The organism is Rhodoferax sp. XS2R6 (assembly GCF_056521365.1).
In genome coordinates this window covers 261,161-287,100 of sequence record NZ_JBWMAY010000004.1, presented here as the reverse complement: position 1 = coordinate 287,100, position 25,940 = coordinate 261,161, and the positions used below count along the sequence as shown (strand labels likewise).

At 59.6% G+C, this 25,940-nt stretch carries 26 protein-coding genes; all 26 read right to left on the bottom strand.

What is annotated here, in order from left to right; translation table 11 throughout:
- Positions 1-7 precede the first annotated feature (7 nt).
- Positions 8-646, bottom strand: a complete 639-nt coding sequence (gene hisG / locus AC097A_RS15095) for an ATP phosphoribosyltransferase (protein WP_105262764.1) — start codon at positions 644-646, stop codon at positions 8-10.
- 12 nt (positions 647-658) lie between these two features.
- Complete coding sequence (murA, locus tag AC097A_RS15090; protein ID WP_479621476.1) at positions 659-1,924, bottom strand: UDP-N-acetylglucosamine 1-carboxyvinyltransferase; 1,266 nt, start codon at positions 1,922-1,924, stop codon at positions 659-661.
- A 10-nt stretch (positions 1,925-1,934) separates the two neighbouring features.
- Positions 1,935-2,177: a BolA family protein gene (locus AC097A_RS15085; RefSeq protein WP_105262708.1), complete on the bottom strand. Its 243-nt coding sequence runs from the start codon at positions 2,175-2,177 to the stop codon at positions 1,935-1,937.
- A 5-nt stretch (positions 2,178-2,182) separates the two neighbouring features.
- Positions 2,183-2,938, bottom strand: coding sequence for an ABC transporter permease (locus AC097A_RS15080; protein ID WP_315480803.1), 756 nt, complete (start codon positions 2,936-2,938; stop codon positions 2,183-2,185).
- The gene (locus AC097A_RS15075; protein ID WP_315480804.1) at positions 2,935-3,864 is read right to left on the bottom strand and encodes an ABC transporter ATP-binding protein; all 930 of its coding nucleotides are present in this window, start codon (positions 3,862-3,864) and stop codon (positions 2,935-2,937) included. The genes AC097A_RS15080 and AC097A_RS15075 overlap by 4 nt, the downstream gene beginning before the upstream one ends.
- Before the next feature lie 28 nt (positions 3,865-3,892).
- Entirely contained in the window at positions 3,893-4,159 is a 267-nt protein-coding gene (locus AC097A_RS15070; protein WP_479621475.1) for an STAS domain-containing protein, read from the bottom strand.
- 1 nt (position 4,160) lies between these two features.
- Entirely contained in the window at positions 4,161-4,745 is a 585-nt protein-coding gene (locus AC097A_RS15065; RefSeq protein WP_236635430.1) for an MlaC/ttg2D family ABC transporter substrate-binding protein, read from the bottom strand.
- 126 nt (positions 4,746-4,871) lie between these two features.
- The gene (locus AC097A_RS15060) at positions 4,872-5,624 is read right to left on the bottom strand and encodes an MlaA family lipoprotein (protein WP_479621474.1); all 753 of its coding nucleotides are present in this window, start codon (positions 5,622-5,624) and stop codon (positions 4,872-4,874) included.
- Positions 5,621-6,103 carry an outer membrane lipid asymmetry maintenance protein MlaD gene (gene mlaD / locus AC097A_RS15055; RefSeq protein WP_315480806.1) on the bottom strand — a complete coding sequence of 161 codons (483 nt, stop codon included), beginning with the start codon at positions 6,101-6,103 and terminating at the stop codon, positions 5,621-5,623. Before mlaD ends, AC097A_RS15060 begins: the two co-directional genes overlap by 4 nt.
- A 10-nt stretch (positions 6,104-6,113) precedes the next feature.
- A complete protein-coding gene (gene mlaE / locus AC097A_RS15050; RefSeq protein ID WP_315480807.1) occupies positions 6,114-6,896 on the bottom strand; it encodes a lipid asymmetry maintenance ABC transporter permease subunit MlaE in 783 nt (260 codons plus the stop codon).
- Complete coding sequence (locus AC097A_RS15045; RefSeq protein WP_479621473.1) at positions 6,893-7,732, bottom strand: ABC transporter ATP-binding protein; 840 nt, start codon at positions 7,730-7,732, stop codon at positions 6,893-6,895. The genes mlaE and AC097A_RS15045 overlap by 4 nt, the downstream gene beginning before the upstream one ends.
- Before the next feature lie 56 nt (positions 7,733-7,788).
- Positions 7,789-9,255, bottom strand: a complete 1,467-nt coding sequence (locus tag AC097A_RS15040) for a glutamate synthase subunit beta (protein WP_479621472.1) — start codon at positions 9,253-9,255, stop codon at positions 7,789-7,791.
- A 34-nt stretch (positions 9,256-9,289) separates the two neighbouring features.
- Positions 9,290-14,062: a glutamate synthase-related protein gene (locus tag AC097A_RS15035; RefSeq protein WP_479621471.1), complete on the bottom strand. Its 4,773-nt coding sequence runs from the start codon at positions 14,060-14,062 to the stop codon at positions 9,290-9,292.
- A gap of 178 nt (positions 14,063-14,240) precedes the next feature.
- Positions 14,241-14,939 carry an REP-associated tyrosine transposase gene (locus AC097A_RS15030; RefSeq protein ID WP_315480811.1) on the bottom strand — a complete coding sequence of 233 codons (699 nt, stop codon included), beginning with the start codon at positions 14,937-14,939 and terminating at the stop codon, positions 14,241-14,243.
- A gap of 41 nt (positions 14,940-14,980) precedes the next feature.
- On the bottom strand, positions 14,981-15,757 hold the full coding sequence (locus AC097A_RS15025; RefSeq protein WP_105262718.1) for an oxygen-binding di-iron domain-containing protein: 777 nt from the start codon (positions 15,755-15,757) through the stop codon (positions 14,981-14,983).
- A 95-nt stretch (positions 15,758-15,852) separates the two neighbouring features.
- A complete protein-coding gene (locus AC097A_RS15020) occupies positions 15,853-16,320 on the bottom strand; it encodes a hypothetical protein (protein ID WP_105262719.1) in 468 nt (155 codons plus the stop codon).
- A 51-nt stretch (positions 16,321-16,371) separates the two neighbouring features.
- Complete coding sequence (locus AC097A_RS15015; RefSeq protein WP_479621470.1) at positions 16,372-17,289, bottom strand: class I SAM-dependent methyltransferase; 918 nt, start codon at positions 17,287-17,289, stop codon at positions 16,372-16,374.
- Positions 17,286-17,870, bottom strand: coding sequence for a DUF1415 domain-containing protein (locus AC097A_RS15010; protein WP_479621469.1), 585 nt, complete (start codon positions 17,868-17,870; stop codon positions 17,286-17,288). Before AC097A_RS15010 ends, AC097A_RS15015 begins: the two co-directional genes overlap by 4 nt.
- Before the next feature lie 20 nt (positions 17,871-17,890).
- The gene (locus tag AC097A_RS15005) at positions 17,891-19,099 is read right to left on the bottom strand and encodes a deoxyguanosinetriphosphate triphosphohydrolase (RefSeq protein ID WP_479621468.1); all 1,209 of its coding nucleotides are present in this window, start codon (positions 19,097-19,099) and stop codon (positions 17,891-17,893) included.
- 58 nt (positions 19,100-19,157) lie between these two features.
- Positions 19,158-20,264 carry a 3-dehydroquinate synthase gene (gene aroB, locus AC097A_RS15000; protein ID WP_479621467.1) on the bottom strand — a complete coding sequence of 369 codons (1,107 nt, stop codon included), beginning with the start codon at positions 20,262-20,264 and terminating at the stop codon, positions 19,158-19,160.
- A gap of 58 nt (positions 20,265-20,322) precedes the next feature.
- Positions 20,323-20,847 (bottom strand): shikimate kinase, encoded by a 525-nt coding sequence (locus AC097A_RS14995; protein WP_315495580.1) that lies wholly within the window; start codon positions 20,845-20,847, stop codon positions 20,323-20,325.
- Between the two features lie 32 nt (positions 20,848-20,879).
- Positions 20,880-22,937: a type IV pilus secretin PilQ gene (locus AC097A_RS14990; RefSeq protein ID WP_479621603.1), complete on the bottom strand. Its 2,058-nt coding sequence runs from the start codon at positions 22,935-22,937 to the stop codon at positions 20,880-20,882.
- A gap of 29 nt (positions 22,938-22,966) precedes the next feature.
- Positions 22,967-23,509 carry a pilus assembly protein PilP gene (locus AC097A_RS14985; RefSeq protein ID WP_479621466.1) on the bottom strand — a complete coding sequence of 181 codons (543 nt, stop codon included), beginning with the start codon at positions 23,507-23,509 and terminating at the stop codon, positions 22,967-22,969.
- Entirely contained in the window at positions 23,506-24,171 is a 666-nt protein-coding gene (locus AC097A_RS14980) for a type IV pilus inner membrane component PilO (protein ID WP_479621465.1), read from the bottom strand. The genes AC097A_RS14985 and AC097A_RS14980 overlap by 4 nt, the downstream gene beginning before the upstream one ends.
- A 9-nt stretch (positions 24,172-24,180) precedes the next feature.
- Positions 24,181-24,834 (bottom strand): PilN domain-containing protein, encoded by a 654-nt coding sequence (locus AC097A_RS14975; RefSeq protein ID WP_479621464.1) that lies wholly within the window; start codon positions 24,832-24,834, stop codon positions 24,181-24,183.
- The gene (locus AC097A_RS14970; RefSeq protein ID WP_105262727.1) at positions 24,831-25,910 is read right to left on the bottom strand and encodes a pilus assembly protein PilM; all 1,080 of its coding nucleotides are present in this window, start codon (positions 25,908-25,910) and stop codon (positions 24,831-24,833) included. Before AC097A_RS14970 ends, AC097A_RS14975 begins: the two co-directional genes overlap by 4 nt.
- Positions 25,911-25,940 lie beyond the last annotated feature (30 nt).

The following is a 25,940-nucleotide window of genomic DNA, read 5'->3' as shown; positions in this document are numbered from 1 at the left end:
CGTCGGGTTACTGGCCCACCGCGCCGGCAAAGGCGTCGATGATCTTGCGGATGGGTTCCTGCTTGAGCTTGAGCGCGGCCTGGTTCACCACCAGGCGCGAGCTGATGTCCATGATGCGCTCCACCTCCACCAAGTGGTTAGCCTTGAGCGTGTTGCCGGTGGACACCAGGTCGACGATGGCATCGGCCAGGCCTACCAAGGGCGCCAGCTCCATGCTGCCGTAGAGCTTGATCAGGTCCACGTGCACGCCCTTGCTGGCGAAAAACTCGCGCGCAATCGCCACGTATTTGGTGGCCACCTTGAGGCGCGAGCCCTGCTTGACGGCAGACGCATAGTCAAAGTCGGCACGCACGGCCACGCTGATGCGGCACTTGGCAATCTGCAAATCCAGCGGCTGGTACAGGCCCTGGCTGCCATGCTCCAGCAACGTGTCCTTGCCGGTAATGCCGAGGTCGGCACCGCCGTACTGCACATAGGTGGGCACGTCGGTGGCGCGCACCACCAGCACGCGCACATTAGGCTGGTTGGTGTCCAGAATCAGCTTGCGCGATTTTTCCGGGTCGTCCAGCACTTCGATACCGGCGGCCTTCAGCAGCGGCACGGTTTCTTCAAAGATGCGGCCTTTGGACAGGGCGAGTGTGATCATATCGGTAGCCATTTACGTCAGTCTTTCAATGTCTGCGCCAATGCCGCGCAGCTTGGCTTCCATTTGGTCATAGCCACGGTCCAGGTGGTAGATGCGGTCCACCATGGTCTCGCCTTCGGCCACCAGGCCGGCAATCACCAGACTGGCCGAGGCGCGGAGATCCGTGGCCATCACCGTGGCGCCGGACAGGCGCTCCACACCCTCAATCACCGCCACCTTGCCATCGGTCTGGATGTGCGCGCCCAGGCGCACCAGCTCGTTGACGTGCATGAAACGGTTCTCGAAGATCGTCTCGGTCACCTTGCTGGCGCCGTGTGAAATGGCATTGAGCGCCATGAACTGCGCCTGCATGTCGGTCGGGAAGCCGGGGTATTCGGTGGTTCGGAAGCTCTGCGCCTTGAGGCGGCCTTGCGACTGCACACGAATGCCGCCGGCTATGGCTTCCACCGTGGCTCCGGCATCACGCAGCTTGTCGATCACGGCGTCGAGATGGTCGGCACGGCCGTGCTTCAGGATGACATCGCCACCCGTGGCAGCCACGGCGCAGAGGAAGGTACCGGTCTCGATGCGGTCCGCCACCACCTGGTGGGTGCAGCCGTGCAGCTTCTCCACGCCCTGGATGCGGATGCGGCTGGTGCCGTGGCCTTCGATCTTGGCGCCCATTTTGATGAGCATTTCTGCCAGATCAGGAATCTCGGGCTCCTGGGCAGCGTTTTCGAGGATGGTTTCCCCCTCGGCCAGCGCGGCGGCCATCAGAAAGTTCTCGGTCCCGGTCACGGTCACCATGTCGGTGGCAATGCGCGCGCCCTTGAGGCGCGTCCAGCCCTTGGGTAGCTTGGCGATCATGTAGCCGTGTTCGACCACAATCTCGGCGCCCATGGCCTGCAGGCCCTTGATATGCTGGTCCACCGGGCGCGAGCCAATAGCACAGCCGCCGGGCAGGGACACGGTAGCCTCACCAAAACGGGCCAACAGCGGGCCCAGTGCCAACACCGAGGCACGCATGGTTTTCACCAGCTCATAGGGGGCTTCGGGCGTGCTCAACGGGCCGGCATTGATGTGCACGGCACCATCCGCGCCCTGCTCTACCTGCACCCCCATGTTGCGAATCAACGTGAGCATGGTGGAGACGTCTTGCAGGCGCGGCACATTGAGCAGAGTCACCGGCTCGGCGGTCAGCAAGGTGGCGCACAGCTCGGGCAAGGCAGCGTTTTTGGCGCCGGAAATCAGTACCTCGCCCTGCAAGGTATTGCCACCGCGGATCAGGAGTTTGTCCATACGAAATCTTTTACGCGGATTGCGCGGCCCACTCGGCCGGCGTATAAGTTTTCATCGACAGGGCGTGCACTTCATCGGTGTGCATGCGGCTGCCCAGCGTGGCATACACCTGCTGGTGGCGCTGGATCAGGCGCTTGCCCTCGAACGCACTGGAGACGATGGTGGCGTACCAGTGGCGGCCATCGCCTTCAAGGGCACAGTGCTCGCAGGCAATGCCGGCGGTGATGAGGGCTTGGAGTTGGTCAGCAGTCATAGAAATCAGGAACGGATCTTGTAGCCGGTGCGCAGCAGGTGCACGGCAATGGCACTCACCACGGCCAGCGCGATGCCGACGATGCCCAGGCTGAGCCAAGGTGACACATCGCTCTGGCCGAAGAAGCCATAGCGGAAGCCGTCGATCATGTAGAAGAAGGGGTTGAGGTGGCTCACGCTTTGCCAAAAGGCGGGCAGCGAGTGGATGGAGTAAAACACGCCGCTCAAAAACGTCATGGGCATGATGATGAAGTTCTGGAAGGCAGCGAGCTGGTCAAACTTTTCAGCCCACAGGCCGGCGATCAGGCCCAGCGTGCCCAACAGGGCGGCACCCAGCAGGGCAAAGGTCAGAATCCACAGCGGCGCCACAAAGTGGATGGGGGTGAAGAACACGGTGACGAACATGACACCCGCCCCCACCACCAGCCCCCGCGCAATGCTGGAGCCCACATAGGCAAAAAACCAGCTCCAGTGCGACAGCGGCGTGAGCAACAAGAACACCAGGTTACCCATGATCTTGCTCTGGATCAACGACGACGAGCTGTTGGCAAACGCGTTTTGCAACACACTCATCATCACCAGGCCGGGCACCAGGAACGCGGTGTAACTGATGGTGTCGTACACCTTTACATGGTCGCCCAGGGCATGGCCAAAGATCATCAGATACAACAGCGCGGTGAGCACCGGTGCCGCCACCGTCTGAAAGCCCACCTTCCAGAAACGCAGGGTTTCCTTGTACAAAAGCGTTTGCCAGCCGTTCATGCGCCCACCTCTTCCGTATTGCCCATGACATCGAGGAATACGTCCTCCAGATCGGCTTTGCGGATTTCTACGTCTTCCACCGTCACGCCCGCCTGGCGCACGGCGGCCAAGTATTGTTCAATTTCCAGCGCGTTGTGCGCGGGCAGTTGCACGATGCGGCCGGTGATACGGGCCCGTGCAGCCAATTCGATGGGCAAGGCATCGCCCGTTTTGAAGCGCAACACATTGCTGCTGGCGGCCTTGAGCAGGTCGCTGGTTTTGTCCAGCGCCACGATGCGACCGGTCTTGAGCATGGCGATGCGACCGCACAGAGCCTCGGCCTCTTCCAGGTAGTGGGTGGTCAGCAGCACAGTGCTGCCTTGTTTGTTAAGGTTCGCCACGAACTGCCACAGCGTCTGGCGCAGCTCCACATCCACACCAGCTGTGGGCTCGTCCAGCACGATGACGGGCGGTTTGTGCACCAGCGCCTGCGCCACCAGCACACGGCGCTTCATGCCGCCGGAAAGCTGGCGCATATTGGCGTTGGCCTTGTCGGTCAGCCCCAGGCCTTCGAGCAGTTCATCCACCCAGGCATCGTTGTTCTTGACACCAAAGTAGCCGGACTGGATGCGCAGCATTTCGCGCACGTTGAAAAAGGGGTCAAACACCAGCTCCTGCGGCACCACACCCAGCTTGCGGCGGGCGTTGGCGTAGTCGGTCTGGACATCGCTGCCCAGCACCTGCACGCTGCCACTGCTGGCACGGGTGAGCCCGGCCAGGATGCTGATCATGGTGGTTTTACCTGCGCCGTTGGGACCGAGCAGGCCGAAAAATTCGCCCTCTTCGATCTGGAGGCTGACCCCGTCCAGGGCCTTGAAGGTGGAGCCTTTGGGGCCTTTGGGAGAGGCGTAGGCTTTGGAGACGGATTGGAATGAGATGGCGGGCATGGGAACCCGCGATTTTACGCGGACGGGCTCAGGCCGCGGTCAGCAGGCCGTCAATCCCGTACAAGGTGGCCAGGTCTCGCAAACGCGTGGGCAGGCTGCGCACGGCAAATTGCTTGCCAATACGCGCGCATTCGCGGCGCAGCTCCAGCAATACGGCCAGCGCCGAAGAGTCAAACCGCTGCAACGCAGCACCGTCCACCACAATGGTGTGCGGCTCTGCCTGCAGGCCGGAGCGCAGGGTGACCAGGCAGTCGTGCGCCACGTCCTGCGTCAAAGTGGAGGGAAGGTTCAGCACATCAACCTTTCTTGGCGTTGGCCTTGTTTTGTTCCGTCAGGGTGTCAATCAGCCCGTCAATGCCCTTGGCGTTGATTTGTTGTGCAAACTGGCTGCGGTAGGTTTCCACCAGCCACACACCCAGCACATTGAGGTTGTAAATCTTCCAACCCGCGCCCACGCCGGGGGTTTTTTCCAAACGGTAGTCGAGCTGAATGGCGTCGCCCTTGCCCTTGACCTCGGTACGTACCACCACCTCTTTGTCCTCTGGCGCAGCGCGCAGGGGCTTCATGGCGATGGTCTGGTCACTCACCTGCGCCAGGGCGCCTGCGTAAGTGCGCACCAGCAGGGTTTTGAATTCATCTTGCAGGCGTTTTTGCTGCTCGGGCGTGGCCTGGCGCCAGCCGGGGCCCACGGCCGAAGCCGTCATGCGCTGGAAGTTCACATTGGGCATGATGCGGCTGTCCACCAGCGCGATCACACGGGCCATGTCACCGGCGCGAATCGCCTTGTCCGCTTTGATGGTGTCGAGCACGTCCACCGAGAGGCGCTTGATCAGCGCGTCAGGGGCTTCATCCTCAGCACGGGCGGCCGGAGAAAATGCCATGGCACCCAGTGTCACCACAGCCGCCAAAGCCACCACTACCTGTCGTTTGTTCAAAATCATGCGTGTCTCCATGCGAGCAATTATCCACAGACCCGGTCTGCCATGCAGAACGCCGTGGATGCCCCCTCAAGGCTCGGTGCCTTCTTCGGGCGGCGGGTCACCATCGTAGTCATCATTGCGCTGGCGTTGCAAATAGGCGTCGCGGGTAAAGGAGTAACGGTCCAGTGCCGCACCATCCACGACATCACCGGCCCGCAAGTAGGTGGCGCGGGTGTCCACCACATTGAGCACCGTCAGCCCTGTGCGTGTCGCCTCGTCTGGCAGATGCGTCACCAGACTGCCCTGCTGGTCCACCGGCAAGGCCGCCACTTCACGCAGGGTGGCGGGACCTAACAAAGGCAGCACCAGATACGGCCCCGGGCGCACGCCCCAACGCCCCAGGGTCAGCCCAAAGTTGGCAGGATGCCGGTCTATTCCCAGGTCACTGGCCACATCGATCAACCCGCCCAAGCCAATGGTGCTGTTGACCATGACACGACCAATGCTGTCGCCCATCTCCTGGCCGCGCAGTTGCAGACCGTTGTTCAGGGCGGACCAGACGTCTTCGAGGTTGTTGAAGAAATTGCCCACCCCTTTGCGCGCCCACGAAGGCAAGGTGGCTTGGTAGGCACGGGCGGTGGGTTTGAGCACCACGCGGTCCAGACCATCGTTGAAGCTGAACACACCACGGTTAAATGACTCCAGCGGGTCGCGCGGGTCGGGCGACGCCACCGTGGCACAGCCTTGCAACACCAGCAAAGCCAGCCCTAATAACAAGCCGGCAGCCCCACGCATCAGGCGGTGCGCGGACTGGGTGTAAGACAGATCAAAACGGCTCATTTTCCCTCTTTGTCGCTACCGGTTCCGTCAGCCGCCTTGCTGTACAGGAACTGGCTGATCAGGTTTTCCAGCACCACGGCCGATTGGGTGGTGCCAATGCTGTCACCGGCAGCCAAGTTGGCGGCATCGGCGCCCGCTTCAATGCCAATGTACTGCTCTCCGAGCAGGCCGCTGGTCAAAATTTTGAGCGAGCTGTCTTTGGGGAAGGCAAACCGTTTGTCCATGGACAACACCACCTTGGCCTGGAAACTCTTGTCATCAAACACGATGGACTCCACACGCCCGACCACCACACCTGCACTTTTGACCGCTGCTTTGGGTTTCAAGCCACCAATGTTGTCGAATTTGGCGCTGACCGCGTAGCCGCGCTCAAAGTTCAGCGACAGCAGGTTGGCCGACTGCAAGGCCAAAAACAGCAGCGCTGCCGCCCCCAGGAGCACAAACAACCCCACCCACACATCTTTGCCAGAACGTTGCATTTGTTATCCCCTAAATACTGAACATCATGGCGGTCAGGACAAAGTCCAGACCCAACACGGTCAACGACGCCACCACCACGGTGCGCGTGGTGGCATGGGCTACTCCTTCGGGCGTGGGCTGGGCCTCATAGCCCTGCAGCAGAGCGATAAAACTCACCGCAAAACCGAACACGGCGCTCTTGAGCACGCCGTTGCCCACATCCATCCACACATCCACGCCACCCTGCATTTGGCTCCAGAACGAGCCGGCGTCAATGCCGATCATCAGCACGCCCACGACCCAACCACCGATGATGCCCACCGCACTGAACACGGCGGCCAGCAAGGGCATGGCAATCACAGCGCCCCAAAAGCGGGGTGCCAAAATGCGTTGCACCGGGTCCACGGCCATCATTTCCATGGCGCTAAGTTGCTCACCGGCTTTCATGAGGCCGATCTCCGCGGTGAGCGAGGTACCGGCCCGGCCTGCGAACAACAGGGCCGTGATCACCGGCCCCAGCTCACGCACCAGACTCAGCGCCACCAGCAGGCCCAAGGCCTCGGACGAGCCATAACGTTGCAGGGTGTAGTAACCCTGCAGGCCCAGCACAAAGCCCACAAAAATGCCAGACACCGCAATGATTGCCAGCGAGTAATTGCCCATGAAATGGATCTGGTCCCGCACCAGGCCAAAGCGACGCAGTGCCGAGGGCAGCGAGGCCAACAGACGCAGAAACAGGCGCGCGCCGTAACCCAGGTCCGCCAGCTTGGAGCGGGCGGAAAAACCGACGTCGGAGGGGCGGTACCAGCTCATCGCCCGGCTCCCGCGGAGAAATCGGCATCCACAGTAGCCGCCGGGTAATGAAAACGCACCGGCCCTTCGGGCAGCGCGTTGACAAACTGGTGCACCAGCGGGTCGGTGCTGTGGCGCACTTCTTCGGGTGTGCCCTGGGCGGCAATCTTGCCGTTGGCCAGGATGATGACCTTGTCGGCGATGTGGAGGGTTTCTTCCAGGTCGTGCGAAACGATCACACTGGTCAGGCCCATGGTGTCGTTGAGCTGGCGAATCAGGCGGGCCGCGGTGCCTAGCGAAATCGGGTCCAGCCCGGCAAAAGGTTCGTCGTACATCACCAGCTCCGGGTCCAGCGCAATGGCACGGGCCAGCGCCACGCGCCGGGCCATGCCGCCGGAAATTTCAGCCGGCATCAGGTCACGCGCACCGCGCAGCCCCACCGCGTTGAGTTTCATGAGCACGATGTCGCGCACCAGGGCCGGCGACAGTTTGGTGTGCTCACGCAGCGGAAAGGCCACGTTGTCAAACACGCTCAGGTCGGTAAACAGGGCGCCAAACTGGAACAACATGCCCATACGACGCCGCGCCGCGTACAGCTGCTGCGCGTTGGCCTGGCCCATGTCTTGCACGTCCTGCCCCTGCTGCGCACCGTGCAACAACAGTTGGCCCTTTTGCGCCCGGTACTGGCCGCCGATCAGGCGCAGCACCGTGGTCTTGCCGCCGCCCGAGGCGCCCATCAGCGCCGTGACTTTGCCACGCGGGATGGACAGGGTCACACCGTCCAGGATCAGGCGTTCGCCGTAGCCAAAGGACAGATCCTGGAGTTCAACAAGAGGGGCAGTGGAATGGTCAGCCATATAAGCAACAAGGCCGGGATATACCCGGCCTTGGAATCATAAGGGATTACCCGAGATTACCGGGGCAGATCGCTAAAGCCCATCAGGAACTCGTCGACCGAGCGCGCGGCCTGACGGCCTTCGCGGATCGCCCACACCACCAGGCTCTGGCCACGGCGCATGTCGCCAGCGGCAAACACCTTGGGCACATTGGTGGCATAGCCGCCGATGAACTCGGTGCTGGCCTTGGCGTTGCCGCGGGCGTCCTTGTCCACGCCGAACACGTCCAGGATGGTTGCCACGGGGTTCACAAAGCCCATGGCCAGCAGCACCAGGTCAGCCTTCAGCACTTTTTCGGTACCGGGCACATCGACCAGCTTGCCGTCCTTGAATTCAACCTGCACGGTCTTCAGGCCAGTGACCTTGCCCTTTTCGCCGATGAATTCCTTGGTGGAAATAGAGAACACACGCTCGCAACCTTCTTCGTGGCTGGAGCTGGTGCGCAGCTTCAGCGGCCAGTAGGGCCAGGTCATGGGGCGGTTTTCTTCTTCGGGCGGCTGGGGCATCACCTCAAACTGGGTGACGTTGACCGCGCCGTGGCGGTTGCTGGTGCCCACACAATCGGAGCCGGTGTCGCCACCGCCAATGACGATGACGTGTTTGCCATCCGCGCGCAACTGGCCCTTGAGCTTGTCACCTGCGTTGATCTTGTTTTGCTGGGGCAGGAACTCCATGGCGAAGTGGATGCCATCCAGATCGCGGCCGGGCACGGGCAGATCGCGCGATTGCTCGGAACCACCGGTGAGCAGCACCGCGTCAAAATCCTTCTGCAGTTGCGCGGCGCTGATCGTTTCCTTGGCCCAATTGGTGACCTTGGTGTCCTTGGGCATCTCGCCCACCAGCACGCTGGTGCGGATGGTCACGCCCTCGGCGGCCAGCTGTTCGGCACGGCGGTCAATGTGGGTCTTTTCCATCTTGAAGTCTGGGATGCCGTAGCGCAACAGGCCGCCGATGCGGTCGTTCTTCTCGAACAGGGTCACGTCATGGCCCACGCGCGCCAGCTGCTGGGCAGCGGCCATGCCGGCGGGGCCGGAGCCGACCACGGCGACCTTCTTGCCGGTCTTGATCTTGGCGGGCTGGGGCTTGACCCAGCCCTCGGACCAGGCGCGGTCGATGATGGCGTGTTCGATGGACTTGATGCCCACAGCTTCGTCATTCACGTTCAGCGTGCAGGCGGCCTCGCAGGGCGCGGGGCAGATGCGGCCAGTGAACTCGGGGAAGTTGTTGGTGCTGTGCAGCGTGTCGATCGCCGCCTTCCAGTTGTTCGTGTAAACCAGGTCGTTGAAGTCCGGAATGATGTTGTTGACCGGGCAGCCGTTGTTGCAGAACGGTGTGCCGCAGTCCATGCAGCGCGCGGCCTGCTTGTTGGCCTGCGCATCGTCCAGGCCCACCACAAATTCCTTGTAGTGCTTCAGGCGCTCGGTGACGGGTTTGTAGCCCTCTTCGAGGCGCTCAAACTCCATGAAGCCAGTGACTTTTCCCATGATGTGTGTCCTTGTACGTTAGATCAGACCAGCCTTACTTGGCGGGCACTGCTTCTTTTTTTGTAGCTGCTGGCGCAGATTTAACGGGGGCCTTGGCCGTTTTTTGTGCATGAATCTCACCCAGAGCACGTTTGTACTCATTGGGGAAGACCTTGACGAACTTGGCGCGCGAGGTATCCCAGTTGTCCAGCAACTCGCGGGCACGCTTGCTGCCGGTCCAGCGGTTGTGGTCTTCCAGCAGCTTCTTGAGCTGGGCTTCGTCGCTCTCGCCACGGTGCCAGATAGCCTTGTCGAGACTGGCTTCCTGTTCCTTGGCGGTCAACACCTTTTCCAGGCTGACCATGGCGGTGTTGCAGCGCTTGGCGAACTGGCCGTCTTCATCAAACACATAGGCAATGCCGCCGCTCATGCCGGCTGCAAAGTTGCGGCCGGTCTTGCCCAACACCGCAACGGTGCCGCCGGTCATGTATTCGCAGCCGTGGTCGCCAGTACCTTCCACCACCGCAGTGGCACCCGACAGACGCACCGCGAAGCGTTCGCCGCCCACGCCGCTGAAGAAGGCTTCACCGGTGGTAGCGCCGTACATCACGGTGTTGCCCACGATGGTGTTGCGAATCGCGTCGCCGCGGAAGTCGATGCTGGGGCGCACCACCACGCGGCCGCCCGACAGGCCCTTGCCGGTGTAGTCGTTGGCGTCACCAATCAGGTACAGCGTGATGCCACGGGTCAGGAAGGCGCCAAAGGACTGGCCACCGGTGCCTTCGAGCTGGATACGGATGGTGTCATCCGGCAGGCCCTCGGGGTGCACCTTGGTCACCGCGCCCGAGAGCATGGCGCCCACGGAGCGGTTCACGTTGCGGGCCACTTCCATGAACTGGACTTTTTCACCCTTGTCGATGGCAGCACGGCTCTTGGCGATCAGCACGTTGTCCAGGGCTTTTTCCAGGCCGTGGTCTTGCGTCAGCGTCTGGAAGCGGGGCACATCGGCCGGCACTTGGGGCTGTGCAAACAGGCGGGCGAAGTCCAGGCCCTGGGCCTTCCAGTGTTCGATGCCCTTGCGGGTGTCCAGCAGGTCCGAGCGGCCAATCAGGTCGTCAAACTTGCGGATGCCCAGCTGGGCCATGATCTGGCGCACTTCTTCGGCGATAAAGAAGAAGTAATTGACCACGTGCTCGGGCTTGCCGGAGAACTTGGCACGCAGCACGGGGTCTTGCGTGGCCACACCCACCGGGCAGGTGTTCAGGTGGCACTTGCGCATCATGATGCAGCCTTCCACCACCAGCGGCGCGGTGGCAAAGCCGAATTCATCGGCACCCAGCAGGGCACCAATGGCGACGTCGCGGCCGGTCTTCATCTGGCCGTCGGCCTGCACACGGATGCGGCTACGCAGACGGTTCAGCACCAGCGTTTGCTGGGTTTCGGCCAAGCCGATTTCCCAGGGGCTACCGCAATGTTTGATGGACGACCAGGGCGAAGCACCGGTACCACCGTCGTGCCCGGCAATCACCACGTGGTCGGCCTTGCACTTGGCAACGCCGGCGGCAATGGTGCCCACACCAATTTCGGACACCAGCTTCACGCTGATGCCGGAGTGCGGTGCCACGTTCTTTAGGTCGTGGATCAGTTGGGCCAGATCTTCGATCGAGTAAATGTCGTGGTGCGGCGGGGGCGAAATCAGGCCCACGCCAGGCACGGAGTGGCGCAACTTGCCGATGTACTCGGACACCTTGCCACCGGGCAACTGGCCACCTTCGCCGGGCTTGGCACCCTGGGCCATCTTGATCTGGATCTGGTCGGCACTGTTCAGGTACTCGGCCGTCACACCGAAGCGGCCGGAAGCGACCTGCTTGATGCGCGAGCGCAGGCTGTCGCCGGCATTCATGGGGATGTCCACTTCCACCACGTCTTTGCCGATGATGTCGGCCATGGTCTGGCCTTGCTTGATCGGGATGCCCTTGAGCTCCTGGCGGTAACGTGCGGGATCTTCACCACCCTCACCCGTGTTGCTCTTGCCGCCGATGCGGTTCATGGCAATGGCCAGCGTGGCGTGGGCTTCGGTAGAAATCGAGCCCAGGGACATGGCGCCCGTTGCAAAGCGCTTGACGATTTCCTTGGCGCTTTCCACTTCGTCCACCGGAATGGCTTTGGCGGGGTCGATCTTGAATTCGAACAGGCCGCGCAACGTCAGGTGGCGCTTGCTCTGGTCGTTGATGATCTGCGCGTATTCCTTGTAGGTGTTCCAGTTGTTGGCACGGGTGGAGTGCTGCAACTTGGCAATCGCATCGGGCGTCCACATGTGGTCTTCGCCACGCACACGCCAGGCGTATTCACCGCCGGTTTCCAGCGCGTTGGCCAGCACGGGGCTGTCACCAAAGGCCAGCTTGTGCGTGCGAATGGATTCTTCGGCGATCTCGAAGACGCCGATACCTTCCACGCGGCTGGGCGTGCGGGTAAAGTACTTGTCGATGGTCTCGGTGTTCAGGCCAATGGCCTCGAACAGCTGGGCACCGCAGTAGCTCATGTAGGTGGACACACCCATCTTGGACATGATCTTGGACAGGCCCTTGCCGATCGCCTTGATGTAGTTGTAGATGGCCTTGTCGGCGCTCAGGTCGCCCGGCAGGTCCTTGTGGATGCTCTGCAGGGTTTCCATTGCCAGGTAGGGGTGCACGGCTTCGGCGCCGTAACCCGCCAGCACAGCAAAGTGGTGCACTTCGCGGGCCGTTCCAGTCTCCACCACCAAGCCTGCAGTGGTGCGCAAACCAGCGCCCACCAGATGCTGGTGGATGGCAGACAGGGCCAGCAGCGCAGGAATGGCCACCTGGGTGGCGTTCACTGCACGGTCGCTGATGATCAGGATGTTTTTGCCACCCTTGATCGCATCGACGGCCTCGGCACACAAGGATGCCAACTTGGCTTCCACGCCCTCATGGCCCCAGACCAGCGGGTAGGTGATGTCCAGCGTTTGGCTGCGGAACTTGCCTTGGGTGTGCTGCTCAATATTACGCAGCTTGGCCATGTCGGCAAAGTCCAGAATCGGCTGCGCCACTTCCAGCCGCATGGGCGGGTTGACCTGGTTGATGTCCAGCAGGTTGGGCTTGGGGCCGATGAAGGACACCAAGGACATCACGATGGCTTCGCGGATCGGGTCGATCGGTGGGTTGGTCACCTGCGCGAACAGCTGCTTGAAGTAGCTGTACAGCGGCTTGTTCTTGTCGCTCAACACGGCCAAGGGGCTGTCGTTGCCCATGGAGCCGATGGCTTCTTCGCCAGCGCTGGCCATGGGGGCGATCAGGAACTTCAGGTCTTCTTGCGTGAAACCGAAGGCCTGCTGGCGGTCCAGCAGGCTCACCGTGTCGGTAATGCGCTTGGGCTCCACACCAGCCACCACCGCAGACAGAGCGACCTCCGTACGGCGCTCGTCGAATTTGACATCGTCGAGCTTGATGCGCAGGTTTTCAATCCACTGCTTGTAAGGCTTGCTGTTGGCCAGGTTGGCCTTGAGCTCCTCATCGTCAATCATGCGGCCCTGCTCCAGATCGATCAAGAACATCTTGCCGGGCTGCAGGCGCCATTTGCGCACGATCTTGTTCTCGGGCACGGGCAACACGCCGGACTCGGAGCCCATGATGACCAGGTCGTCGTCGGTGATGCAGTAGCGCGAAGGGCGCAGGCCATTGCGGTCCAGCGTGGCGCCTATCTGGCGGCCATCGGTGAACACGATGGAGGCTGGGCCGTCCCAGGGCTCCATCATCGCCGCGTGGTACTCATAGAAGGCCTTGCGACGCTCGTCCATGGTGGTGTGCTGCTCCCAAGGCTCGGGAATCATCATCATCACGGCCTGGCTGATGGGGTAGCCGGCCATGGTCAGCAGTTCCAGGCAGTTGTCGAAGGTGGCCGTGTCGGACTGGTCGGCAAAGCTGATGGGGTAGAGCTTTTGCAGGTCGGCCGCCAGCACGGGCGAGGACATCACGCCTTCGCGTGCCTTCATCCAGTTGTAGTTGCCCTTGACGGTGTTGATTTCACCGTTGTGCGCCACATAGCGGTAGGGGTGAGCCAACGGCCACTCGGGGAAGGTGTTGGTAGAGAAGCGCTGGTGCACCAAACCCAGGGCCGACACGCAGCGCGCGTCTTCCAGGTCCTTAAAGTACACGCCTACCTGGTCGGCCAGCAACAGGCCCTTGTAGACCACGGTGCGGCTGGACATGCTGGGAACGTAATATTCCTTACTGTGCTTGAGCTGCAGATTCTGGATGGCGGCGCTGGCGGTCTTGCGGATCACATACAGCTTGCGCTCCAACGCGTCCTGCACGATGACGTCATTGCCGCGGCCAATGAAAACCTGGCGCAGGATGGGTTCTTTTTCGCGCACGGTGGGCGACATGGGCATATCGCGGTTGACCGGCACATCGCGCCAGCCCAACAACACCTGGCCTTCGGCCTTGATGGCGCGCTCCATCTCCTGCTCACAGGCGAGGCGGGAGGCGTGCTCCTTGGGCAAAAAGATCATGCCCACACCGTATTCGCCCTGTGGCGGAAGGGTCACGCCCTGGACCGCCATCTCTTCGCGGTACAACGCATCGGGCAGCTGAATCAAGATACCGGCACCATCGCCCATCAGGGCATCGGCCCCCACCGCACCCCGGTGGTCCAGGTTTTCGAGGATCTTCAGGGCGTTCTTGACAATGTCGTGGCTCTTTTCGCCGCGAATATGGGCCACAAAACCCACGCCGCACGCATCGTGCTCATTGGCGGTGGAATACAAACCGTGGTCTTTGAGGTGTTGGATTTCGGCTGCCGTGGTCATGGCGCACTCCTGAAAATTACAGTGGAATCGGAGGATACTGCAATGCAACAAAAGTGCCAAACACTTTAAATGGGGTCAGATTCTATTTATTTGTTGAATATTTTAATCAAGAATTAAATAGGGACATATCAAAATTGATAGCTGCTTGCGCAGTATCTATAAGGATTGAAGGTCACTTTTATTCTGAAATGGCAGGCTTGGATGGCCGGCCAGGCACACTTTTACGCAATCGCCGTGGGGTCTTTTTCTGCAGCGCATCCAGAAACTCGGGCGCGCCCAGGGCCCAGCCATGCAATGCCGCTTCGGTGAGCGCCGACTGCTGCACAGATGTAAGACCCGCCTGCACCAATTGGGCGTACGCAGCCTCACGCGCAAACGGGGTGTTGCCAAGGTTCCAGACCAGGGGATGGGGAGTGAGCAACCTGTCTGGCCGCATGCCTGCATAGTGCATGTAGCTGGACCAGGGGTAGTCGGCAGCATGGGCCACCATGCCGGCCCGCACCGGGTTAAGGTCGATATAGGCCATGCAGGCCAGCAGGTAACGGTCGGACTCGATCAGGGTGGATTTGTAGCGCCCTTCCCACAAGGTGCCGCTGCGCTGGTGGCGGTCATTAAAGTACCGCACATAACTGCGCCCCAAGGCCTGCATCATTTTGGGCAGTGCCTCGTCCGTGGGCGGCGTGGCTAGCAGGTGGAAGTGGTTGTCCATGAGCACAAAGGCATGCACAGCCACCTGGTGCTGCCGGGCACACTCGCCCAACACGTCTTTCAGTGTCTGAAAATCTGCGTTGTCCAGGCAAATGGGCTGGCGGTTGTTGCCACGCTGGATGACATGGTGCGGGTGCGCCGCCAGGGTCAATCGGGGAAGACGTGCCATGCCCCTAGTTTGCCCGAAAGCCAGGGCCAGACTGGGCGGACTCAGAGCCGCGATTGCGGCAGCTGGTACTGCGGGGTTCCCATGAGATCAATGCCGCAAGACAGGGTTTCCAACCAGTCCAGCAGCTGGCCAATCGCCTCGCCCTTGAGCGGTGCGCCATGCTGGGGCACGATCATGGCGATATCCAGATCCCGCACCATGCGCACCCACAGCCGGAGAATCTTGTTGCTAACCATGTAGCGGCGATGAAACGCTTCCATGCCAGGGGGCATGGGGGTCAGCGAGGTGATGAACTGTTGGGCCTCCTGACCACTGACAAGGGATACGCCCAGGTCGCCCGAGAACAGGATCTTGCTGACTGGGTCGTAAAACTGGAAATTGCCTTCGGAATGCAGGAAGTGGGCGGGCAGCAACCAGAGGTCTGCCTTGCCATAACGCAGCAGGCCGCCCTCGTCCGGGATGGCAATAATGCGATCCTCTGTTTTGCCAATCTTGCAGAAGTGGGGCGCAAAGCGCGCCCAGAGTTTGGAGATCACCAGTTTGGCCTGGGTCGCGGTCATCCACCGATCCAAAGAGGCAATGATGTCGGGGTCGGCGTGTGACGCGAGGATGTAGTCGAGGTGCTGGGGCGCAATGTACTTGCGCATAGTCAGATTCAGCTCGTTGTAGGTCATGTTGCCACCGGGGTCGAGGATGACACCCGCGCCGTGGTTGACGATCAGGAACTGGTTGGCCTGCACGGCCTCGGCTTCGTCGGACACCAGGTCGGTAAACATCACACAGCAGTGATGGGCATCTTTGTACAGCTCGATCGGCATGGCAGGGAACCCCAAAAGACAACGAGCGCTCCATTGCGCTCGTTCGGGTCCCATTGTGGAGCCGTAGCTCCCAGGCAGTATTGATCCAGGTCAGCTTACTTGGGTGCCTTGGTCACGCGCACCTTGCCGCCCGTGGTCACCAGAATCACCGGATCTCCGGCGACCAATTGCTCGTTACCCTTGGCCTGCACAATGGCACGGCGGTCGCCGCCTTTAAGCTGCACCAGGATTTCAACCGCGTCTTCCTTGGTGGCAAACCGCTCGATGGCATTGCCGGCAGCCGCACCAGCCACCCCCGCCAGCACCCCCAGCACCTGGGCTTCGCGGGACACACTGCTGCCGCTATAACCACCAATGGCGCCCACCACACCGCCAACTGCCGCACCGGCACCGGTCTGGCTGCCGTCCACCACCACGTTGCGCACCGACAGCACCACGCCGTCTTGCACCTGGGCCATGCGCTGGGCATCACCGCGCTGAATGACGTCCGGGCTGCTGCTGGCACAGGCGGCCAAGGCCAACACGACAACAACCGAACCCGTCAACTTCACAAACTTTTGCATACAAACTCCTGTTTCACGATAGCGAACCACCTCGCCAGCACCTTCAACGGCTCAGGCTGGCAAGGCGTTGTCCTGCGCATTGTCTTCTGGCAATGTAAACCGTGTGTCAAGCAGGGCCAGCAAGCCAAATTCTTCCAGAATGGCGCGCAGGCGCTGGGCGGCCGCCCGTTTGCGCTGGCCGGTGTAGCGGGCCAGGATCAGCTCGTTTTTCATGCTGTGCTCCCAGCCCACCAGCTCGGTCACCGTCACCTGGTAGCCATGGGCCTCCAGGTACAGGCAGCGCAGCACATTGGTGATCTGGCTGCCCATTTCCCGCGTGTGCAGCGGGTGACGCCATAGCTCGGCCAGCGGCGTGCGGGTGAGCGACAAGGCCTTGCTCTGGCTCAAGTGGCGCGCCACCTCGGCCTGACAGCAGGGCACCAACACAAAAGCACGGGCCTTCTTTTGCAGGCCAAACGCAATGGCATCGTCGGTAGCGGTGTCGCAGGCATGTAATGCCGTGACCACGTCGAAGGTGGGCGGCAAGGCGGCGGACTGGGTCGATTCGGCCACGCTGGTGTTGAGAAAACTCATGCGCCCAAAGCCCAGCTGTTGCGCCAGCGCCTGCGATTTCAGTACCAGTTCAGCCCGCGTCTCGATGCCGTAGAGGTGGCTAGCCGGCATATTTTTGAAGAACAAGTCGTACAGGATGAAGCCCAAGTAAGACTTGCCCGCGCCGTGGTCGGCCAGGGTCAGCGTGCCAGTGCTGCTGGGTGGCAGCTCCAGCATGAGCTTTTCGATGAACTGGTAGAGGTGGTAAACCTGCTTGAGCTTGCGGCGCGAGTCCTGGTTGAGTTTTCCCTCACGCGTAAGGATGTGCAGCTCTTGCAACAGCTGGATAGATTGCCCGGGGCGCACGTCATCGGCCAGGGGATGGGCTGCTGGCGCTGGAGCCGGTTTGCTGCCCCGCTTGTGTACCGACTTATTCATGATGATTCCTTGGAGGGTGTCAGCCCTAACGCATCCCAACCGGAATGCCCCAGACGCTCAAGCGTTTCGATGTTTTTTTCAAAAATGGATTCAGCGTTGGGGAAAACCTGGACCGCCTTATCGAGGCTCACTTCGCGCAGCAAATGCAGGGTGGGAAACGGGGCTCGGTTGGTGTAGTTGCTGATGGCATTGGGTTCGCTGTCGGCAAACTGGAATTGGGGGTGAAAACTGGCGATCTGCAACACGCCGTCCAGCTTGGCTTTTCGCAACACCCGATCGGCCTGGTCCACAAAGTCATTGAAGTCCAGAAAATCGGGCCAGGCATGGGGGGCAATCAGCAAGGTGGTGTCACGCACCTCCGGGTCCGCCACGGCCAGGTCACGTAACTCGGCACGCAGCACAGCCAGGCATTCCTGGGCATCGTCGCCCGGGTAGACCACGTAATGGATCTGCTGCTTGACGTGCACCGCCTTGGCAAAGGGGCACAGATTCAGGCCGATCACGGCACGCTCCAGCCACTGCTGCATGGCGGCGATGACAGCCACTGTGTCGGAGTCTGGAGGGTTGGTAGAGGGAAACATGGACGTTGTGCAAGTCTGGCTCATGCGGCAAACAGGCGTTTTCCTGTGAGACGTTCATGTTCGCGCAGCGCAAACCGATCGGTCATGCCGGCAATGTAGTCAGCGATCCGGCGCTCCACACTGGCATCGTGCAGGTGGTGCGTCGGTGCTTGTGCGGCCAGACGAACTGCTGCTTCGTTTTGCATTTGTGTGGGGGCATCACAATACGCCGCAAACAAATCCGCAATCACCTGTTTGGCCTGCGCCATGGTTTGCGTGACCTGGGGGTGGCGGTACAGGTGCTTGAACAAAAAGGCTTTCATGGCCCGGGACTGGGCCCGCATGTCGGCACTGAAACACACCAGCGCCTCAGGGTGCTGGCGCACGTCAACCACGGACGCCGGTTGTGCCGCATCCAACGCGATCTGGGTGGCGGCCATCAGGTCGTAAACCTGCGCACTCAGCATCAGGCGGATGGACTCGTACAACCAGCGTCGCGCCTGCGAGGGCTGGCTCAGATCGGGGTGCTGCGCCAGTGCGGCCTGGCTGAACCCGGCAAACAGCGGAACGTCCTGCAGCTGTTCCAGCGTCAGCAGGCCAGACCGCACGCCATCGTCAATGTCATGCGCGTTGTAGGCAATCTCGTCGGCCAGGTTGCAGAGCTGTGCCTCCAGATTGGGCTGCGCCTTGTCCAGAAAACGGCGCCCTACCCCACCGCCGCCATCGGAATAGGAAGGCTCCACCGCCTCGATCGCCTGGGCGTTGCGGCGCGAGCAATGTTTGAGAATGCCTTCGCGCGCTTCAAAGCTTAGGTTGAGCCCGTCGAACTGCGGGTAGCGCTCTTCCAGCCAGTCCACCACGCGCAGGCTTTGCAGGTTGTGTTCAAAGCCTCCATAGGGCTCCATACATTCGTTGAGCGCGTCCTGCCCCGCGTGGCCAAACGGGGTATGCCCCAGGTCATGGGCCAGCGCAATGGTTTCCACCAGGTCTTCGCTCAGCCCCAAGGTGCGGGCCATGGACCGCCCCAGTTGGGCCACCTCCAGCGAGTGGGTCAACCGCGTGCGGAACAAATCCCCTTCGTGGTTGATAAACACCTGCGTCTTGTAGACCAGCCGCCGGAAGGCCGTGGAGTGCACGATGCGGTCACGGTCACGCTGAAAGGCGGTGCGCGTGGGCGCATCCGGCTGCGCATACCGCCGCCCACGCGATTGCGCGGGATCACAGGCGTAGGGGCGCAAGGTTTTTGGCATGAAATCTGGCTCTAGAGCTTATGGAATATGCGCGAGAAGCTATTAAATCAATAGCGAATCAGACGCAACAGTGGTCAATGACCTCGCGCACCATTGCATCCGGTGCGCCGCGCACGGCCGCACGTGCTGGGCCATCAATCACCACAAAGCGGATGTTGCCGGCTTCCGATTTTTTGTCCAAGCGCATCAGCGCCAGGTAACGCCCGGCATTGTCCGCCGCATCCAGTTTGGGGCCCTGGATCGGCAAGCCGGCTTTGGCGATCAAGCCCGTCAAGCGCTTCACAAAGTCGGCATCCAGCAGGCCCAGGCGCTGCGACAGATGCGCTGCCATCACCATGCCACAGCCTACGGCTTCGCCATGCAACCATTCGCCATAACCCAGCCCGGCTTCGATGGCGTGGCCAAATGTATGGCCAAAATTCAGGATCGCGCGCAGCCCGGCTTCCCGCTCGTCCTGGCCCACCACCCAGGCCTTGATCTCACAGCTGCGCTGCACCGCGTAGGCCAGGGCCTGGGGGTCACGCGCAAGCAAGGCGTCCAAGTTGGCTTCAATCCAGTCCAGAAACTGCAGATCGGCAATTGGGCCGTATTTGATGACCTCTGCCAGGCCCGCGCTCAATTCGCGCGCTGGCAATGTCTTAAGGGTGTCGATGTCACACACCACCATTTGCGGCTGGTAGAACGCGCCGATCATGTTCTTGCCCATAGGGTGGTTGATGCCGGTCTTGCCGCCTACCGAAGAATCCACCTGCGCCAACAGGGTGGTGGGCACCTGCACAAACGGCACGCCACGCATGTAACTGGCGGCGGCAAAACCCGTCATGTCCCCCACCACACCACCGCCCAGGGCAAACAAAATGGTTTTGCGGTCACAGCCCTTGCCCAGCAGGGCATCGAATATCTGGTTCAGCATCTGCCAGTGTTTGTAACTCTCACCATCAGGCAACACCACCAGTTCCACAGCCGGGTAACGCGCGCGCAGAGCAGATACCAGCGTATCAGAATACAAGGGAGACACGGTGGTGTTGGTCACCACCACGGCATGGGCTGCCTTGGGGAGCTGGGCGTAGGTGGAAGCCTGGGCCAGCAAGGCAGTGCCAATATGGATGGGATAGCTGCGCTCCCCCAGATCGATAGAAACGGTGGAGAAAGTAGGCGTCGTCATACCCCGAGTTTAGAGGCTAGGCGCACGCACCCCGATCACACAAGCCGATAAGGTTACCTTAGGCTGCGGGCAAATGCCCGGACAACTCCAACTGCATGACCACCATATTGACAAGCGTTGCCACGGAGGGACGTCCAGTTTCCAGCACAAAGTGGGCGGTTTCACGGTACAAAGGATCACGCACCGCAAACAAATCGCGCATGCGGGTTAAGGGGTCAGCCACCTGGAGGAGAGGACGACTGACATCGTGGCGCAGGCGTCGAAACAACTCTTCGGGGGTGGACTTGAGGTAGACCACATGGCTGCGAACATGCAGATGCTCCCGGTTGGCATGCCGCAACACAGCCCCTCCCCCCGTGGAAATCACCGACGTTGGGGACTGCGTGAGGTCATCCAGCACGTCCTGCTCAATGTCTCGAAACTTGGCTTCGCCTTCCCGGTCAAAAAACTCGCGAATCGAACACCCCAGCCGGGATTCGATGGCATGGTCAGAGTCAACGAAAGGGAGGCGAAGCCTGCGTGCAAGCTGCCTCCCGACAGTAGTTTTTCCTGAGCCGGGCAAACCGACCAGGCTGATACTCAGATGCAAGACAAACTCACCCACCGACTCCAGCGTTAACGGGCGATTGCTTTGTCAGACAACACCTTGGGGGTGATGAATACCAGCATCTCACGCTTGGTCGTGGACTTGGAACGATTGCGGAACAAAACACCCAAGCCTGGCAGATCGCCAAAGAATGGCACCTTGGTTTCGCTCTCGGTCTGGTCTTCGGTAAAGATACCGCCGATCACCACAGTTCCGCCGTTCTCCACCAAGACCTGGGTCTGGATGTGTTTGGTATCAATCGCAAAACCTGCTGGTGTGGACTGACCCACCGTGTCTTTGGTTACATCCAACGTCAGGATGATGTTGCCTTCTGGGGTGATTTGCGGCAACACCTCCAGCTTCAAGTTGGCTTTGCGGAACGCGATCGACGTCGCACCACTAGAAGAGGCTACTTGGTAAGGCAACTCCGTACCTTGCTCAATCAGCGCTTTGATTTGATCCGCGGTCACTACGCGGGGGCTGGACACCACTTTGCCTTTGCCATCTGCCTCCAAAGCGGAGATTTCCAAATTTAGAAATCGATCCGCACCTGCGCCAAAGATGGATAGAGCGAACGTACCTGGGCTACTCGATCCCAAAGCGCCAGTGGAAGGCAAATTAACAAAATTTCCAGAAGTGGTTGCTGCAGACCCGGCCACATAACTAGAACCGATAGCCAAGCCTGGCCGATCACCAGAGGCAGCCGCTGTGCCGCCGCCACCCAACTTGACACCCAAAGATTTGCCAAAGCTGTCCGACGCCTCGACGATACGTGCCTCGATCAAAACTTGGCGCACGGCGATATCAATCTTGGCGATCAACTGCTGCACCTGCTCCAATTTACTGGGGATGTCAGTCACAAACAACTGATTGGTGCGGTTCTCGTAGATCACACTGCCACGGCTGCTCAAAATCCGGCTTGGCGTTACCCCTTGGCCAGGGCCAGAGCCAGCAGCGACCAAACCAGCGGCAATGTCTGAAGCTTTGCCGTAATTGATCTGGAATGCTTGGGTGCGCAAGGGCTCCAGGTTTTGCACTGCCACTACAGACTCCAGATCCAGTTTTTCCTTAGCCGCGATTTCATCTTTGGGTGCAACCCACAACACATTGCCGCTCTTGCGCAATCCCAAGCCCTTAGCCTGCAAAATGATATCCAGCGCCTGATCCCAAGGTACATCTTGCAAACGCAAGGTCACCGAGCCGGATACAGAATCCGAAGTCACGATATTGAAATTGGTAAAGTCTGCGATAACCTGCAACAGACTCCTAACCTCAATATTCTGAAAATTCAAGGACAGCTTCTGGCCGTTGTATCCCACGCCTTGGGTAAGTTTTTTGGGATCAACCTTGATCTCCTTGATCTCCACCACGAACTGCTCATCACTCTGGTAAGCCGAGTGCTCCCATTGCCCCTGCGGTTCGATGATCATGCGCACACGGTCACCCGATTGGACGGAAGTCACAGACTTCACAGGTGTACCAAAATCACTAACGTCCAGCTTGCGGCGCAAACCTTCAGGCAAGGTCGATTTCATGAAATCGACAACCAAGGTCTGGCCTTGCTGTCGAATATCCACACCCACTTGGTTGTTGGGCAAAGTTACAACAACACGGCCCGCACCATCCGACGTACGGCGAAAATCCAAATCCTTCAAAGGCGCACTATCCCGATTGCGGCTCTCTGCAAAATTAGTGATTGCAGCCGGGGCACTGGCTACCACTGGCTCCAAAGCCACTAACAGCGATTTACCCTGAATCTCAGCCTTGTAGGCGGTCGGTTGCTTCAGATTCAACACGACACGGGTGCGCTCGCCCGCTTGAACGACGCTGACAGAGCGCAAATTGCCTTGGTTAATTTCTACTGTCGAACGCCCCATGGCATTTGACACTCCAGGAAAGTCCAAAGCAATCCGCGCCGGGGATTGAATAGCAAAACCCGTCGGCAAGGCAGTCAAGGCTTGAGAGAGATCAATCTTGATGACCTCCCCTCCTCCTTGCATGGAGCCAGTCACGGCCTCAATCGCGGGCTGGGCATACACCAAACCACACAAAGACAACAGAAAGGCCGCACAAACTCTTTTGTACATTAGCAGTTCTCGCATAAGCATAGGAATCATCATTTCGACCTCTCTTGCAACGACAGGGTTGCAGCGCGTTCAATCCACTCGCCAACGGCGTCCTGCACAATTTCACGCAAAGTGACTTCGGTCTCATCGATTTTCATGACTCGCCCATAGTTCGGGCCCAGATAGTTGCCCACTTTGACTTGGTATAACAAGCTATCAACCCTGACCAAAGCCACTGGCTGCCCCGACTTGACAATACTGCCGACCAAAGCCATGGTATCCAGAGGGAAGGCCTCCAAAGGCTCTTTGCGACGGGCCAACTCTGGCGCCACCAAGGCCGCATTGGACACCGTCTGTGCCGAATCACGTTTCAAGGCTTGGGTCAGTTTCTGACTACTGAAGGGTTCCAAAGCAGCGGCACTGGCATAGGGCTCAGGCAAAAACTGTTTGGGTGCAGGAATAGCGTTGACTTTGGGGCGCGTTTGATTGCGCTCATCAACCATCCACTGTCTTATCTCATCGTCGCTGGAAGCACCACATCCGGCCAACAAAATACAAAAGCAGGCACTCAAAATACAGCAGTAGAGCTTCATTTTTTCGCTCCAGTGGCCTTGCGTTGGGCTTGAACCTCACCGGAGTCCAGGTACCTGAACGTTTTGGCCGTAGCATCCAGTATCAATGTGCCATCAGAACGGGGCGTCACTGTCAAGTTGTTCAAGGTCACGATTCGCGACAAATGCGCGATATCGGAAGCGAATGCACCGATATCGTGGTAGCGCCCTGCGACACGCAGAGTAATCGGCAGTTCTGCGTAATATTCTCTTACCGCTACCTGCCCTGGTCGAAAAAGGTCGAATTGCAAACTGCGCCCCAAACCAGCTTGGTTGATATCCGACAACAAGGCATCCATTTCCGCTTTGCTTGGCAGTTGCTTCTCTAGCTGGGTCACGTACTGCTGCACCTGTTCCCGTTGTTTACGAAGAACATCCAGATTGACGGCTTTCACGAGCTTCTTCTTGTAATCCTCGCGCAGGACAACTTCCTTATCCTGCTCCAGTTTAAGAGTTTCCTCAGATCCACTGAGCCAAACAAACCAGAGCGCTACGACGACGAGCACGGTGGTAAATACAAATAATGCGTACTGCGGAATCGAAGGCCACAGAGAGGGGTCTTTGGGATCGAGATCGCGAAACTGGCTCGCCAGTTTCTCCTGAAAAGCTGCAAAATCGATCGATGGAGATGTGGTTTTGGCCATACGCAATGTCTATTGTTTGGCAGACACAGGGGCCGCTGCCGACGCAGGCTGAATCGGGCTAGACGCAGCCATAGCGGCCTGAGCCGCATTCTTCTCCGCCTCACTCGCACGCACTAAACGAACCTTGATGACAAAATTGGCGACGCGCTTTTGCTCTTTGGCAGAAATTGCAGCACTTCCAGAAACAATTTCGATCAGTTCCGGCTTGGAAAACCACGAGGTGTTATTCGCCAAATTACGCAACAGCTCAGACACCCGCTCATTGGACTGAGCCACACCGTTCAATGTCACCATTTGGTCCACTTGCGTCATCCTGTTGACGTAGACGCCATCAGGCAGTTGATTAACCAATTCCGTCAACAAATGAACTGGTAAGTTGCGGTCAGACTGTAAGTCTTCTACGGCCTGCTGACGGGCCCGCAAGGCGGCAATTTCTGACTCCAGCGTAGCAATATCCTTGATCTGTGCTTCCAGCTTTTTAATTTCAGTTTCCAGCAATGTATTGTTGGATTGCTGAGATGTGATCGCGGCCTGATACCAAATAAAAATGGATCCGGCAATGAGCCCTCCCAACAACGCCGAAGCACCCACTGATACGTTAAATAAATCACGGCGACGCTTGCGCGCCGCCTCGCGGTGGGGCAGTAGGTTGATCAGTATCACTGCGCAAACCTCCGCAAGGCCAAACCACAAGATGTCAAATAAGACGGTGCTTCACGCGTCATACGCTTGAGCCTGACGCCATCCCCAATTTCCATGCCGTCGAAAGGATTCAACAAGCTGCAAGGGAAGGTGGTGTGCTGGGTGACCGCATTGGTCAAGCCAGGCAAGGCGGCAGATCCACCTGCCAACATGATGTAGTCCACTTTGTTGTGCGGCGTGCTAGTGAAGAAAAACTGCAATGCGCGACCCAATTCCTGCACCATCGTGTCTATAAAAGGCTTTAAAACTGCAGACTCATAGTCTTCAGGAAGCTCGCCACTGCGCTTTTTGCTCTCCGCCTCTTCTTGGGAGAAACCATACTGGCGCACGATTAACTGGGTCAGTTGCGCACCACCAAAAGCTTGGTCGCGATCGTAAAGTACCTCGTCATCGCGCATGACTTGCATGCTTGTGGTCAATGCACCAATTTCAAACAGCGCAACAATCAACCCAGCGCCTTCGTTCGGCAGATTGGCAATCAGTCGCCCAGCAGCCAGGCGCGAGGCGTAAGACTCCACGTCTACGATCACCGGAGTCAGCCCCGCGGCTTCGGCCAAACCTTGTACGTCTTGCACTTTTTCCCGCCGAGAGGCCGCAATCAGCACCTCGATATCACCAGCAGACGAAGCACTTGGACCAATCACGCAGAAGTCCAGACTCACTTCATCAAGCGGGAAGGGAATGTATTGATTGGCTTCGGACTCGACCTGCATCTCCAGATCCTGATCGGTCATACCACCCGGCAAGATGATTTTTTTGGTAATCACCGCAGAGGGTGGCAGCGCCATAGCCACTTGTTTGGTCTTGGTACCGCTTTTTTTGACTAGCCGGCGCACTGCCTCAGCCACTTCGTCAAATTTCTCGATGTTGCCGTCGGAAATCCAACCCCGCTCCAGCGGCTCAATGGCACAGCGCTCCAAGACCAGATTGCCGGCCTTGTCACGTCCGAGCTCCACCAGCTTGACGCTGGACGAACTGATGTCCAGCCCGAGCATAGGAGCGGGCTGTCGACTGAATAACGACCCCAATGAGATCAAAACGGTCCCCTGAAACAAACCAGCAACTGG

Excerpts from the sequence above, each read along its gene's own strand:
- AC097A_RS14985 (WP_479621466.1), bottom strand. The coding sequence starts at position 23,509 with ATGAAGCTCTACTGCTGTATTTTGAGTGCCTGCTTTTGTATTTTGTTG.
- AC097A_RS15045 (WP_479621473.1), bottom strand. The coding sequence starts at position 7,732 with ATGGCTGACCATTCCACTGCCCCTCTTGTTGAACTCCAGGATCTGTCC.
- AC097A_RS14990 (WP_479621603.1), bottom strand. The coding sequence starts at position 22,937 with ATGTACAAAAGAGTTTGTGCGGCCTTTCTGTTGTCTTTGTGTGGTTTG.
- AC097A_RS15065 (WP_236635430.1), bottom strand. The coding sequence starts at position 4,745 with ATGGCATTTTCTCCGGCCGCCCGTGCTGAGGATGAAGCCCCTGACGCG.
- AC097A_RS15015 (WP_479621470.1), bottom strand. The coding sequence starts at position 17,289 with ATGAATAAGTCGGTACACAAGCGGGGCAGCAAACCGGCTCCAGCGCCA.
- AC097A_RS15010 (WP_479621469.1), bottom strand. The coding sequence starts at position 17,870 with ATGTTTCCCTCTACCAACCCTCCAGACTCCGACACAGTGGCTGTCATC.
- AC097A_RS15085 (WP_105262708.1), bottom strand. The coding sequence starts at position 2,177 with ATGACTGCTGACCAACTCCAAGCCCTCATCACCGCCGGCATTGCCTGC.
- AC097A_RS14980 (WP_479621465.1), bottom strand. The coding sequence starts at position 24,171 with ATGGCCAAAACCACATCTCCATCGATCGATTTTGCAGCTTTTCAGGAG.
- mlaE (WP_315480807.1), bottom strand. The coding sequence starts at position 6,896 with ATGAGCTGGTACCGCCCCTCCGACGTCGGTTTTTCCGCCCGCTCCAAG.
- aroB (WP_479621467.1), bottom strand. The coding sequence starts at position 20,264 with ATGACGACGCCTACTTTCTCCACCGTTTCTATCGATCTGGGGGAGCGC.
- mlaD (WP_315480806.1), bottom strand. The coding sequence starts at position 6,103 with ATGCAACGTTCTGGCAAAGATGTGTGGGTGGGGTTGTTTGTGCTCCTG.
- AC097A_RS15025 (WP_105262718.1), bottom strand. The coding sequence starts at position 15,757 with ATGCCGATCGAGCTGTACAAAGATGCCCATCACTGCTGTGTGATGTTT.
- AC097A_RS15020 (WP_105262719.1), bottom strand. The coding sequence starts at position 16,320 with ATGCAAAAGTTTGTGAAGTTGACGGGTTCGGTTGTTGTCGTGTTGGCC.
- AC097A_RS15040 (WP_479621472.1), bottom strand. The coding sequence starts at position 9,255 with ATGGGAAAAGTCACTGGCTTCATGGAGTTTGAGCGCCTCGAAGAGGGC.
- AC097A_RS15035 (WP_479621471.1), bottom strand. The coding sequence starts at position 14,062 with ATGACCACGGCAGCCGAAATCCAACACCTCAAAGACCACGGTTTGTAT.
- AC097A_RS15005 (WP_479621468.1), bottom strand. The coding sequence starts at position 19,099 with ATGCCAAAAACCTTGCGCCCCTACGCCTGTGATCCCGCGCAATCGCGT.
- hisG (WP_105262764.1), bottom strand. The coding sequence starts at position 646 with ATGATCACACTCGCCCTGTCCAAAGGCCGCATCTTTGAAGAAACCGTG.
- AC097A_RS15060 (WP_479621474.1), bottom strand. The coding sequence starts at position 5,624 with ATGAGCCGTTTTGATCTGTCTTACACCCAGTCCGCGCACCGCCTGATG.
- AC097A_RS15080 (WP_315480803.1), bottom strand. The coding sequence starts at position 2,938 with ATGAACGGCTGGCAAACGCTTTTGTACAAGGAAACCCTGCGTTTCTGG.
- murA (WP_479621476.1), bottom strand. The coding sequence starts at position 1,924 with ATGGACAAACTCCTGATCCGCGGTGGCAATACCTTGCAGGGCGAGGTA.
- AC097A_RS15030 (WP_315480811.1), bottom strand. The coding sequence starts at position 14,939 with ATGGCACGTCTTCCCCGATTGACCCTGGCGGCGCACCCGCACCATGTC.
- AC097A_RS15075 (WP_315480804.1), bottom strand. The coding sequence starts at position 3,864 with ATGCCCGCCATCTCATTCCAATCCGTCTCCAAAGCCTACGCCTCTCCC.